Raw genomic sequence first — 12914 nt, 5'->3', positions numbered from 1 at the left:
ACGAGTCGCTCATGCTCGCCTATCAGCACGCCTACCACGCCGGCAATTTTGCCGACGTGCACAAACACTTGGGGCTTTTCGCCCTCACTCGTTCGCTCACCGGCAAGACGTCGGCGATCAGTTTCGTCGATACCCACGCCGGACGTGGGCGCTATCCGCTGGCCGCGAAAGAGACGCAGAAGCTGGGGGAATATCGGGACGGCGTCGAGCGCATCTGGCGAGAGCGGCGAGGGCTTTCGGCGACGTCGCTGCTGGGGGAGTGGACGGCGGCGCTCGCCGCGCAGCAGCCCGGTGCCGAACTCGAGCGCTATCCCGGCTCGCCGACATGGCTGGGCGAGGCACTCAGGCCACAGGACCGGCTGACGCTGTTCGAGCTGCATCCGGGGGAGCATCGCTTCCTCGCCGATCAGGCCATGCCGTCAACGGCCAACGTGACGCGCCGCCACGCCGACGGCCTCAAGGGGCTGCGCCAGCTGCTACCGGTGTCGACGCCCAGGCTCTGTGCGCTCATCGACCCGAGCTACGAGCGCAAGGCGGAGTACGACGAGGTCGCCGAGACGCTCGAATTCATCGCGCGCAAGGTGCGCCATGCCGTGGTGATGGTGTGGTATCCGCTGCTGCCGGCCGAGCGTCATCGACCGATGCTCGAGCGCCTGCGAAAGGCCGGTATCGACAAGCTCTGGCGCAGTGAACTCAACGTGCGCAAACCCGCTGCCGAACNNGTTCGGCAGCGGGTTACTGGTACGCAATCCGCCCTGGCAGCTCGACCAGCGGCTCGATGCCGCCTTCGCCGACCTGGCGCCGAGACTCGCCGAAGGGGCGAGGCATCGAAGCGAATGGTGGACCGGCGAAGCCTGACGGTTCGATTCGAACCCGGGCGTGGCGTGCCACGCCCGGGCGTCACTCAGGCGAGGTTGCCCGTCGGGTTGACCGTGCTGGTCTCGCTGCCTTCGCCTTCTCCCGGCGCTTCATCGCGGATCGCCTCGATGAACGTCTTGCCCCAGCGGCGAATGTCGTTGTAGCTGACGATATCGTTGAGCTGGCGCAGCCGCGCCTCCGCTTCCGCCCGCGGCAGATTGAGCCCCAGATAGCAGGTGCGTGCCAGGTCGTGGATGTCGTGCGGGTTGGTCAAAATGGCGCCCTTGAGCTCTGCTGCCGCCCCGGTGAACTCGGAGAGCACCAGCACGCCGCAGCCCTGCGTCATTCCTTGGGTGGCGGCGAACTCCTTGGCCACCAGGTTGAGTCCGTCGCGCAGCGGCGTGATCCACATCACGTCGGCCATGGCGTACCAGGCGACTACCTCCTCGAACGGAAAACCGCGGAAGTAGAACTGCACCGGCGTCCAGCCGACGTCGGCAAAGCGCCCGTTGATGTGGCCGATGGTCTGCTCGATCTGCGTCTGCAGCTCGTTGTAGATCGTCATCTCCCGCGCCGCCGGCACGCAGATGCTGACCAGCGTCACCTTGCCCCTGAGCTCCGGGTTCTCCTCGAGCAGCAGCTCGTAGGCCTGGAGCTTCTCCAGGATGCCCTTGGTGTAGTCGAGGCGTTCGACGGAGAGAATCAGTTTGACCCCGCTGAACTCCTGGCGCAGCTCCGTCATCCGCGCCTCGGCGCCTTCCCGGTCTAGGGCGTTGCGAATACGGTCGATGTCGAGGCCCACCGGATGTGCGCCCAGGCGCACCACTCGCGAACCGGTGTCCACCGCCGTCGTCATGGTCTCGAGCCCCACCGCGCAGCCGTAGGTCAGAAAGCGCGGCGCGCAGTTCTGCCGGGAGAGTGTCTTCAACGGCACCACGCCGCGGGCGACGTCGACGAAGTTCTCGACCTGGCGCGGAATATGGAAGGCAACGTAGTCACACTGCAGCAGGCTGGAGACGATCTCGCGACGCCACGGCAGCACGTTGAAAACGTCGGCCGAGGGGAAGTAAGTGTGGTGGAAAAACGCGATACGCAGATCCGGGCGAATTTCGCGCAGATACGCTGGCACCATCCACAGGTTGTAGTCGTGAATCCAGATCAGCGCGCCTTCGGCGGCCTCCTCGGCGGTGCGTTCGGCAAAAGCGCGGTTCACCTCGCAGTAGACCGTCCAGTCCTCCTCGCGAAACACCGCGCGCTCCCAGAAGGTATGCAGCGTCGGCCAGAACGCTTCCTTGGAGAAGCGCTTGTAAAAGGTGTCGACCTGCTCCTTGGTCAGCGCCACGCGAGCGGCAGTCAGCAGCGGGTACTGCTTGGCGTCGACGCTGGTGTGCTTGACGAAGGGTTCGACGTCGTCGGGCTCGTGGATCGACCAGGCGATCCACGAGCCGCGCTGATCGGCGAAGAAGCTCAGCAGTGTCGGGATGATGCCGTTGGGGGACTTCGGACGACGGCGCTGGGTCTTGCCATCGACGCGGTGCTCCTCGTAGGGCAGGCGGTGATAGACGATCACCAGCTCCGCCTTGCCGGTCTGGGTGGCATCGCGCCGGTTCTCGGCGGTCATGCCGTGGGCGCCGAGAAAGCCGAAATGCGCGAAGGCCTCGATGATGCCGCCGCAGCCCGCCTCGGTGGCATGCATGACGCGGGTCTGGCTCTGGGTCTTCTCGAGCAGGGCAGGCTCCGAGCCGCCGACGCAGACCGACTTGAATCCGACGGTGAGCATGGCGAGATCGTTCAGCGTGTCGCCGGCGACCAGCACCTCCTCGCGGTCGATACCCAGCCACTCGACCAGCTTCTCGAGGCTCGAGCCCTTGTTGACGCCCCGCGGCAGGAAATCCAGATAGCGATCCGAGGAGTAGAGCATGTCGCAGTCGAGGGTGCGGGCGAGCTCGGCGAGCGCTGGGTTCTCGGCCTGCGCTGGCGGGCAGTAGTAGGAGCAGCGTCGGAGCTGCGGCTCGTCCTGGCGAACGACATCGGGGAAGCGGGTCATGGCGCTGGCGATCTGGGATTCGCCCGGCCAGCGTTCATCGATGGCGGTCTGCAGCGGCTGGATGGGCTGGAGCGTATCCCCGTGATAGAGGCTCGCCCCGACGTCGGCGACGATGAAGTCCGGCTGTGGCAGCGTCGGATCCGACAGCAGCGGCAGAATCGCCTCCAGGCTACGACCGCTGATGTAGGCGAGCTGGATCTCGGGATGGGCGGCGATGGTCTGGTAGAGACTTAGCTTGGCATCGGCATCGCCGCCCAAGAACGTTCCGTCGAGATCGGTTGCAAGTAGCATGCGTCTTCTCCTGACCGGTCGTTGGACCGGCAATTATCCCTTGATAGGCCATGTCGCGCGTTCTCTTGCGAATCGCTGAGCACCGCCGAGCCGAGGCTGCCAGAGGATCAGCGCTCGCCCGCCATCTCGACGATTCGCTGGCGCTCGTGCTCTTCGTAGAAACTGGGGTCGGCGAACAGATCCTTCTGCACGTCGTCGTACATCATCGCCAGCGCTTGGCCGCTGGTCGGCGTCATCGGCTCGAAGTGTGCGGTATCCCCGCTGATCAGTGTAGAGACTCGGCGGCGTCGGTAGTGCGCGAATATCGCCAGCAACATCAGGACACCGGCGATATAGAGCGGAAACGCCTGCACGCCGAAGATTCCCATCAGAAAACCCGCCACGATCGGCGCCACGGCGCTGCCCGCTCCCTGAACCACCAGCATGTCGGCGGAGCCGGCCACGATCTCGTCGGGGTGGAGCTGATCGACCAGCTGAGCGATGGCGATCGGATAGATCGAGAACGCAAGACCTCCCCAGGCGAAGTAGAGCGCCAGCAGCGTCGTCTGATTCGGCGCCAGCGGCATGACCAGGGCCGTCACTGCGGCGAGGAGAACCACGTAGGTCATCACCCGCGAACGGTCGTGCCGATCCGAAAAGCGGCCGATGGGGATCTGCAGCAGCGCCCCCCCCAGAATAGCGCAACTCATCAACGTACCGACGCCGGTGACGTCGAAGCCGACGCTGCGCGCAAAGACCGGGGTGAGCGTCCAGAACGCGCCCATGGCGAGCCCCGACATCGCCGAGGCGGCAACCGCCAGCGGCGCGAAGCCGAGCAGCGCCTTGAGGCTGCTCTTGGGGCGCTCGGCAATGACCGGCTGGCTGCGCCGGGTCATGGTGATGGGCAGCAGCGCCCAGCAGATCAGAATCGAGGTGATCGCGAAGAGCAGAAAGCCCTGCGACGTATCCAGTCGCAGAATCTGCTGTGCGATGGCGAGCGAACCCAGGTTGACCACCATGTAGATGGCGAAGACGCGACCGCGCTGGTGGCTCGCGGCCTGACCGTTGAGCCAGCTCTCGATGACCGTCATCAGCGTGATGAAAGACAGCCCGTAGACCACGCGTAGCGCCAGCCATACCCAGGGGTTGATGAAGATGAGATGGAGGAGGGCGGCGGAGGCGCAGATGCCGGCACCGAAGGCGAAGGTGCGGATGTGCCCCATGCGCCGGATCAGACGCCCGCTGATCCAGGTCCCGCCGATGAAGCCGATGAAGTAACCCGACATCACCAGACCCAGCAGCGTCGTCGAGAACCCCTCGTCGGTGCCGCGAAGCGTCAATAGCGTGTTGATCAGACCGTTGCCCAGCAGCAGTAGCGCAACGCTACCGAGCAGGGCACGGATGGGGCGCAGTAACGACCACATGGCACTCTCCCGAAGTGGTATCTGGCATGAGTCCTGTCTGGCATGAGCTCTGTCTGGCATGAGTCATGCAGTAAACGTGCCGGACCCCGCCTTCGACGCGGGAGAGGCGGGTAGTGGCTGCCTTTCGTCGGTGCAGGAACGTGCGACCTTTGTCCTAGCGTCCGCGGCGACTGCACCAATTTGATGCAGATTGCCCTGGCCAAACGAGTCAGGGCACCTTGGCGGTCCAGTCGTCGCGGGAGAATTTCGTCTCGACGAGGGCGTCGGCCGCAGCCAGTTCCGCCTCGGTCAGCGGCTCGGAGGAGAGCGAGAATCGGGCAGCGAAGGAGTCGATCATCCGCGCGATGATCGTGTCGCGGTCGAGACCGGTCTGGCGCTTGAGCGGATCGACACGCTTGCCGGCGCTCGTGGTGCCCTTGTCGGAGAGCTTTTCGCGGCCGATACGCAGCACGCGGGTGAGTTTGTCGGCGTCGATGTCGTAGGCCATGGTCACGTGGTGCAGCACCGCACCGTCGAGGCGCTTTTGGGCAGCGCCGGCGATCTTGCCGCCGGGGGAGGTAATGTCGTTGATCGGCACGTACCAGGCGTTGATCCCCATGTCGCCGAGGGCCTGGATGACCCAGTCATCGAGAAAGGCGTAGCTCTCGACGAACGACAGCCCCTGCACCAGGGACTCGGGTACGATCAGCGACCAGGTGATGGTGTTGCCGGGTTCGACGAACATCGCGCCGCCACCGCTGATGCGCCGGACCACCTCGATCCCTTCGGCGGCCGCGGCCTCGCTATCCACCTCGTTGGCCAGCGACTGGAACACGCCGATGATGATCGCCGCGCGATCCCACTCCCAGACGCGCAGCGTCGGGCCGCGCCGCCCTGCGGCCACCTCCCGGGTCAGCAGCTCGTCGAGCGCCATGTGTCGCGCGGGCGATTCGGGGTCGCGATGCACCAGGCCGAAGCGATGATCCCGCCAGTCCGTGGTCGTCGCCAGTGCCCGCCGCACCACGGTAGCGATCGCCGGCACCGACAGCCCCACCATCTGTGTCTCTGCCGGCAATGCGGCCTGGACGCGCTGCGTCAGCGTGTCGGCTCCGCTCGTGACCGGCGAGCCGATCAGCGCGGTTTCGATCGCCTCGAGCGCCGACTCCGGTTCGAGAAAGAAGTCTCCCGAGAGCTGCACGCGGCTCAGGCTGTCGCCATCGATTTCGACATCCACGACCAGCAGCTTGCCGCCGGGAACCTTGTATTCGGCGTGAAGACGCTCGGCGTGACGACGCTCGGCGTTGGGGCGCGGCGATGCGGGGGGCGGCGTCGGCGTCATGGTGTCGTCTCCTGCGGGCTTGAGATGAGTGGCGACAGTATAGCGGCCCTGTCGCCGGCGGCCGCTGGCGTCAGAGGTAGAGCGTACCCTCGCCGACGATCACGGCGTCACCGGCGATACGGATCGCGTCGATGCCGTCGGCGCTGCGCTCGACTCGACCCTGGATGCGGCTCGAGCGCCCCATCTCGACGCCTTGCACGATCTCCCAGTCGATCGTGCCGGTCTCGGTCGTTTGCGACGAGAGATAGCCGATCAGCGGTGCGGCGGCGCTACCCGTGGCCGGGTCTTCGGGGGTGCCCGTCAAGGGAGCGAACATACGCGCACGCAGGCGATTCCCGCCTTGACGCACGAAAGCGTAAAGCGAGCCAGTGTCGAAACCGCACGTTGAAGACCTGAGTTCGCCGACATCGATATCGATACGCGCCAGTGCATCGAGACCGGACAGCTCGACAAGATGATAGGGCGTGCCACAGGAAGCCAGTACGGGCGCAGAGACCACGGCGGCGGGTGGCAGACCGAGTATCGCCGCCGCCTTTTCACGCGAGAGTGAGTCTTCACTGACAGTGAGCGGCTGTGCCGTGGTGAGCTCGGCGCCGTCGCTCGAGAAGCGGATGGCGACATCGCCAACGTTCTCGACGAGCACCAAGGGGGCGTCGCCGTCGTGCCAGCCCAGCGCGCGGATCAGCCAGGCGGTGCCGACGCTCGGATGCCCGGCAAAGGGAAGCTCACCCTCTGGGGTAAAGATTCGAATCACGTATCGCCCTGGCTGGCGGTCAGTGATGAATACGGTCTCGGAGAGGTTCAGCTCGGCGGCGATGCGCGCCATGTCCGCCTCATCGATCGCCTCTGCCTCGGGAAAGACCGCCAGCGGGTTGCCGCTGAAAGGCGTGTGGGTAAAGACATCCAGCAGTACGTAGCGATGGCCAGTGCGATCTCCCACCAGCGATTTTGTCGGTAAGTACTCACTCATCTTTGACCCCTGGCGTTGCAACGTTTCATTTACCGATACAGAAGCTGCCGAATATCTCGCCGAGCAGATCGTCTGCGGTGAATTCGCCGGTGATCTCGCTGAGGGCGTTCTGGGCGTCGCGCAGATCCTCGGCGAGCAGTTCTCCGGCGGCGGCCCCCTCGAGCTGAGCGGTACCGCTTTCGAGTGCGCGCGCGGCGCGGTCGAGGGCGTCGAGATGACGCCGGCGCGCGGAGAAGCGCCCTTCGGTGGTGGCATCGAAGCCCATGATCGTTTTGAGATGCTGTTTCAAGTTATCCACACCTGCCCCGGTCTGCGCCGAGAGGCGGATCACCGGTGGGGTTGTGGATAGATCGGCCTGATCGCCCTCGCCGCTTTCATCGATCTTGTTGCGCACCAGCGTCAGCCGCGACGGGTCCGGCAGGCGCTCGACGAACTCCGGCCAGATGGCGTACGGGTCGGTGGAGTCCGTCTCGCGGCCGTCGACCAGTAGCAGCACGCGGTCGGCGTTTTCGATCTCCGCCCATGCGCGCTGGACACCGATCTTCTCCACCGCATCCGGGGTGTCTCTGAGCCCGGCGGTGTCGATCACGTGCAGTGGCATGCCGTCGATATGGATGTGTTCGCGCAGCACGTCGCGGGTGGTGCCCTCGATCTCGGTGACGATGGCGCTGTCGCGCTCGGTCAGCCGGTTGAGCAGGCTCGACTTGCCGGCATTGGGTCGCCCGGCGATCACCACGCTCATGCCCTCGCGCATCAGCGCGCCCTGATTGGCACTGGCGCGCACGCTCTGCAGTGTCTCGCCGACCGCGGCGAGCTTGGTCGCGACGACGCCGTCGGCGAGGAAGTCGATCTCCTCCTCGGGGAAGTCGATCGCCGCCTCGACGTAGAGCCGCAGTTCGATCAGCTCGCTGACCAGCGTAGAGACGCGCGTGGAGAACTCGCCCTGCAGCGAGCGCAGGGCGTTTTCGGCGGCGGTGCGGGAGCTGGCGTCGATCAGGTCGGCGATCGCTTCCGCCTGGGCGAGATCGAGCTTGTCGTTGAGAAAGGCGCGCTCGGAGAACTCACCGGGACGCGCCAGCCGCGCACCCAGCGCCACGCAGCGCTCCAGCAGCATGTCCATCAGCACCGGGCCGCCATGACCCTGCAGCTCGAGAACGTCCTCGCCGGTGAAGGAGTTGGGCCCCGGAAAATAGAGTGCGATGCCCTCGTCGATGACATCGGCCTCGCCGCGAAACGCCCCGTAGTGGGCGTAGCGGGGCGTCGGCGTGTAATCGAGGATGGCAGCGGCCAGGGTGCTGGCCGCGGGGCCGGAGACACGCACGATGCCGACGCCGCCGCGCCCCGGCGGGGTGGCGAGCGCGGCAATGGTTTCCTGACGGTAGAGGGGGGCGTTCATCGCGATCTCCATCGGCGAAGAGTCGAAGTCGGTGGCCGGTCATTGTCTTGATCCGGCCCCAGAAACGCCAGACCCCCGCAGAAGCGGGGGTCTGGAGACAGGCTTGGCGGGCGTGATCAGCTCTTGGCTTTCACCGCTCGGCCTTCGCTGGGTTCGTCGACGATCTTACGCGTGATGAACCACTGCTGAAGGATCGAGATCGAGTTGTTCACGATCCAGTAGATCACCAGACCTGCCGGGAACCATAGGAAGAAGAAGGTGAAGACGATGGGCAGCATCTTCATGATCTTCGCCTGCATCGGGTCCGGCGGTGTCGGGTTCAGGAACTGCTGCATGAACATCGTGCCGCCCATGATGATCGGCAGGATGAAGTACGGGTCCATCGCCGAAAGATCCTGAATCCAGAGCATGAACGGCGCATGGCGCAGCTCCACCGACTCCATCAGCATCCAGTAGAGGGCAATGAAGACCGGCATCTGGATCACCATCGGGAGACACCCACCCAGCGGGTTGATCTTCTCCTTCTGGTAGAACTTCATCATCTCCTGCGACATCTTCTGACGGTCGTCGCCGTACTGCTCCTTGAGCCGCTTCATCTCGGGGCCCATCTTGCGCATCCGTGCCATCGACTTGTAGGCCTTGGCGGAGAGCGGGAAGAGCACGATCTTGACGCAGACGGTGAGCAGGACGATCGACCAGCCCCAGTTGCCGACCAGGCTATGAATCTTCTGCAGCAGCCAGAACAGCGGGTTGGCGAGGAACCAGAGCCAGCCGAAGTCGACGGTCAGTTCCAGATGCGGCGCCACGGCTTCCAGACGATCCTGAACCTTGGGGCCGACGTAGAGCGTCGCGTCGAGCGTCTGGGATTCTCCCGGTGCGAGGGTCTGGTTGGGACCGGCAAAAGCGGCCACCGTGCGGTCGCGGCTGTCGACGCTGCCGTAGTAGAGGTTCTGCTGATCGTCCTTGGGCACCCAGGCGGAGGTGAAGTAGTGCTGAATGATGGCGACCCAGCCACCTTCCACGTCCCGATTCTGGAAGTTGCCGTCGCGGATGTCGTCGAAATCGACCTTGCTGTAGTTCTCGTCCGGCGAGGAGAACGCCGCGCCCAGGAACGAGTGCATGCCGACACCGGAACCGCCGGCGGGATCGTCGCTGCGATCGCGGGCGAGCTGGCCGATGAAACGCGCGGTGACCGGCTCCTGGCTCTCGTTGTCGAGACGGTATTCGACGTCGATGGCGTAGTCGTCGCGATGGATGACGAAACGCTTGACGATATCCACCCCGTCGACGCTGCCGCGAAGGTCGACGTTGAGCGTGTCTTCGCCCTCGTCGAGGGTGTAGCTCGACTGCTCGGCGTCGAATGCGATGCGGCCGCTGTGACCCTCGATCTGCAGCCCGGACTTGGCGACGTAGCTACGCACGTCGTTGTCGCTGAGCAGCACGAAGGGCCTGTCGGAATCGAGCGCGTCGTCGTGGCCGAACAGCGCGGCGTAGACAATGTCGCCACCGTTGGGATTGATGCGCAGGTCGAGAACGTCGCTGCGAACCTGAATCAGGTTGCTGCCCTGGGCCGGTTCGGCGCCGGTGGGCATGTCGTCTTCGATGGGCTCGGCATTACCGTTGGCGTTGCTCGGCGCGGAGAGGGCGCCGTCGCGATCGCCATCGTTACCCGGGGCGGCGGTGGTGACTTCCGGCGCGGGGTTGTTGACGACGCTGTGACCGTAGTCCTGATTCCACTGCATGATCAGCAGATAGGCGAGTAACGCCAGCGGAATCACGAATAGGAGTCGTTTGAAATCCATAGAAGGGTCTGCCCGGTAAAGGAATGGGTCGATGGGCGCCGGGCATCGGCGGTGGTCCGGTGGTGGACACCGAAACTCCCCGGCCGTGGGCGCGGGGATGTCCGATCAGGTCGAGAGCGACGAGCCGCGTCTAGCGAGCGGACTTCTCCAGCCGCCGCCACATGCCATGGAGCTGGCGAGAGACGGTGGCGTTATCCAGCTCGTTCACTCCACGTCGCGCAAGCAAGACGATGTCCACGCCGGGCAGCTGATGCTGACGATGCCGGATGGATTCGCGGACGAGACGCTTGAGACGATTACGGTCGACGGCACGCCGCACGTTCTTCTTGCTGAAGATCAACCCGATCCGCGGATGGCCCAGTGTGTTGGGACGAGCCAACGCCAGCATTCCTTTACCGTGGACCTTGAAGGGAGCGTGGTCGAAAACGTGCTTGTAGTCCCCGGCATTCAGCAGTCGCAGCTGCCGGGGAAAACCTTGATCGAACACCCGAGGTCCGATCAGGCGCTGAGACGCTTGCGGCCTTTGGCACGACGACGGTTGAGGACCTGACGGCCGTTCTTGGTGGCCATGCGTGCGCGGAAACCGTGATTGCGCTTACGCTTCAGAACGCTCGGCTGAAAAGTACGTTTCATGGTGGCTGATTCCCAATTGGTTGCGTGTTAATGCCGCTGACTAGCCGTGCAAGTGACTGACTAGAAAGCAAAACGGGTTCGAAACGGCACGCCCGATGGGTTCGCAGGGACCGGGCTCGCTCGGCTCAAGAGCGGGAATTCTAGAGAATCCTGGGAAGCGGTGCAATTTTTCTGTGGATTATCCACACCCCTTTTGATGTGAATTTCGCGCCAGCCTGTGGGCAAAATTGTGGGCAATATCGGATCGACGCAGTCGGCGCCATTCGGCTCTTGGCGCGGCTTTCGCGCCGCTGCGGCGTCGCGTTTTCCACCCGGGAGTCGGTCACTGGCTCGGGTGGGGATGGGTACCAGAATAATTTTGTCAATCGCACCATGTGGTTAAAAGTGGGGACACAATTTGTGGTTAACTCCACTTAACCCAAAAAATTCAAAAACATACGGCTATTTATGATGTGTGCATAACCTGCTGGATAACGGTGAATCAAGCGTGGATGGCTGTGTCCTGTGGGCGTTTCGATGATGAGCGGTGATCGACATTGAGAGAAGTTGTCCCCGCGGCTTCTACCGCTTGCCACTAGGTTATCCACAGGACGACTTCTCGCTTACCTCGTGTGGATAACCTGAGCGCTGAGCGCTACAATGCCACCCCGATTTTCCCAACTCTTCAAATTCTCGTGAGGTCGCGTGTCGGTCGCTCTCTGGCAACAATGTCTCAATGCGCTGCAGGATGAGTTGAGCTCGCAGCAGTTCAACACCTGGATTCGTCCGCTGCAGGCGGAGGACGATCCGTCGGACGAGCTCTGCCTGCTGGCGCCCAATCGCTTCGTGCGCGACTGGGTCAGCGACAAGTACTTGAAGCGCATCAACGAACTGCTGCGGGAAGTTTCCCCTTCCAGCAAGCCGCCGAAAGTGCGTCTGGTAGTGGGTAGTCGCGGCACGGGGGCGGTTTCGGCGCGCGGACTGGGGGCGCCGGTGTCGGCACCGACACCGAGTCAGCCTGCCGCTCCCAGCGTGCAGACGACGTCCCGCTCTTCGAGCGCGAGTGACAATCGCGAAGAGGACCGTGCGCGCGAACAGGCGCCAGCGCGGGAGGAACCCAGCCGGCGCGGTAACCGTGAGCGTCAGGTCCAGGTCGAAGGGAGTCTGAAGCACGGCAGCGGGCTCAACCCCAACTTTACCTTCGAGACCTTCGTCGAAGGCAAGTCGAACCAGTTGGCCCGGGCGGCCTCGCGTCAAGTCTCCGAGAACCCCGGCGGCGCCTACAATCCGCTGTTCCTCTATGGCGGCGTGGGGCTGGGTAAGACCCACCTGATGCATGCAGTGGGTAACCACCTCGCGGGGATGCGCGACAACGCCAAGGTGGTCTATCTGCACTCCGAGCGCTTCGTCGCCGACATGGTCAAGGCACTGCAGCTCAATGCCATCAACGACTTCAAGCGCTTCTACCGCAGCGTCGATGCGCTGCTGATCGATGACATTCAGTTCTTCGCCGGCAAGGAGCGCTCTCAGGAGGAGTTCTTTCACACTTTCAACGCCCTGCTCGAGGGCGGCCAGCAGATGATTCTGACCTCGGACCGCTATCCGAAGGAGATCAGCGGCGTCGAGGAGCGCCTGAAGTCGCGCTTTGGCTGGGGTCTGACGGTGGCGATCGAGCCGCCGGAACTCGAGACGCGCGTGGCGATCCTGATGAAGAAAGCGGATCAGGCCAAGGTCGACCTGCCTCACGATGCGGCGTTCTTCATCGCCCAGAAGATCCGCTCCAACGTGCGCGAACTCGAAGGGGCATTGAAAAAGGTGATCGCCGACTCCCACTTCATGGGCAAGCCGATCACCCAGGACTTCATCCGCGAATCGCTCAAGGATCTGCTCGCCCTGCAGGACAAGCAGGTGGGAATCGAGAACATTCAGCGCACCGTCGCGGAGTACTACAAGATCAAGCTGGCCGATCTGCTCTCCAAGCGCCGCTCGCGCTCAGTGGCGCGTCCGCGTCAGGTCGCCATGGCGCTGGCCAAGGAGCTGACCAATCACAGTCTGCCCGAGATCGGCGACGCCTTCGGTGGCCGCGACCACACCACGGTGCTGCATGCCTGCCGCAAGGTCGTCTCGCTCAAGGAAGAGAGCGCGGACATCCGTGAAGATTACAAGAATCTCATGCGGCTTTTGACCAGCTGAGCGCACCATCGACTCGCCGCGCGG

At 64.0% G+C, this 12914-nt stretch carries 10 protein-coding genes; 2 read left to right on the top strand and 8 right to left on the bottom strand.

What is annotated here, in order from left to right; all coding sequences use genetic code 11:
• The first annotated feature begins 11 nt into the window (after positions 1-11).
• The gene (rlmJ, locus tag DOM33_RS13060; protein ID WP_338053857.1) at positions 12-1022 is read left to right on the top strand and encodes a 23S rRNA (adenine(2030)-N(6))-methyltransferase RlmJ; all 1011 of its coding nucleotides are present in this window, start codon (positions 12-14) and stop codon (positions 1020-1022) included.
• Here rlmJ and ggpS read toward each other — a convergent pair.
• From ggpS to rpmH, 8 genes are all read right to left on the bottom strand, one after another.
• A complete protein-coding gene (gene ggpS / locus DOM33_RS13055) occupies positions 905-3196 on the bottom strand; it encodes a glucosylglycerol-phosphate synthase (RefSeq protein WP_110669662.1) in 2292 nt (763 codons plus the stop codon). The genes rlmJ and ggpS overlap by 118 nt on opposite strands.
• Before the next feature lie 107 nt (positions 3197-3303).
• Complete coding sequence (locus DOM33_RS13050) at positions 3304-4599, bottom strand: MFS transporter (RefSeq protein ID WP_110669660.1); 1296 nt, start codon at positions 4597-4599, stop codon at positions 3304-3306.
• A gap of 208 nt (positions 4600-4807) precedes the next feature.
• On the bottom strand, positions 4808-5917 hold the full coding sequence (locus tag DOM33_RS13045; protein ID WP_110669659.1) for a lipoate-protein ligase small subunit: 1110 nt from the start codon (positions 5915-5917) through the stop codon (positions 4808-4810).
• A gap of 70 nt (positions 5918-5987) precedes the next feature.
• A complete protein-coding gene (locus DOM33_RS13040) occupies positions 5988-6887 on the bottom strand; it encodes a PhzF family phenazine biosynthesis protein (protein ID WP_110669657.1) in 900 nt (299 codons plus the stop codon).
• Positions 6888-6912: 25 nt separating this feature from the next.
• Positions 6913-8283, bottom strand: coding sequence for a tRNA uridine-5-carboxymethylaminomethyl(34) synthesis GTPase MnmE (mnmE, locus tag DOM33_RS13035; RefSeq protein WP_110669654.1), 1371 nt, complete (start codon positions 8281-8283; stop codon positions 6913-6915).
• A 116-nt stretch (positions 8284-8399) separates the two neighbouring features.
• Complete coding sequence (gene yidC / locus DOM33_RS13030) at positions 8400-10085, bottom strand: membrane protein insertase YidC (protein ID WP_110669653.1); 1686 nt, start codon at positions 10083-10085, stop codon at positions 8400-8402.
• 130 nt (positions 10086-10215) lie between these two features.
• Complete coding sequence (rnpA, locus tag DOM33_RS13025) at positions 10216-10572, bottom strand: ribonuclease P protein component (RefSeq protein WP_110669651.1); 357 nt, start codon at positions 10570-10572, stop codon at positions 10216-10218.
• An 11-nt stretch (positions 10573-10583) separates the two neighbouring features.
• Positions 10584-10718, bottom strand: coding sequence for a 50S ribosomal protein L34 (rpmH, locus tag DOM33_RS13020; protein WP_104005388.1), 135 nt, complete (start codon positions 10716-10718; stop codon positions 10584-10586).
• A gap of 684 nt (positions 10719-11402) precedes the next feature.
• Between rpmH and dnaA the strand changes: the two genes are divergently transcribed.
• Positions 11403-12890, top strand: a complete 1488-nt coding sequence (gene dnaA, locus DOM33_RS13015) for a chromosomal replication initiator protein DnaA (protein WP_110669649.1) — start codon at positions 11403-11405, stop codon at positions 12888-12890.
• Positions 12891-12914: the final 24 nt, after the last annotated feature.

The sequence above is a fragment of the Salinicola halophilus genome (assembly GCF_003206155.1).
Classification (GTDB): Bacteria; Pseudomonadota; Gammaproteobacteria; order Pseudomonadales; family Halomonadaceae; genus Salinicola; species Salinicola halophilus.
Note: the sequence above shows the minus strand (reverse complement) of the source record. Positions and strands in the feature narration are given on the sequence as shown.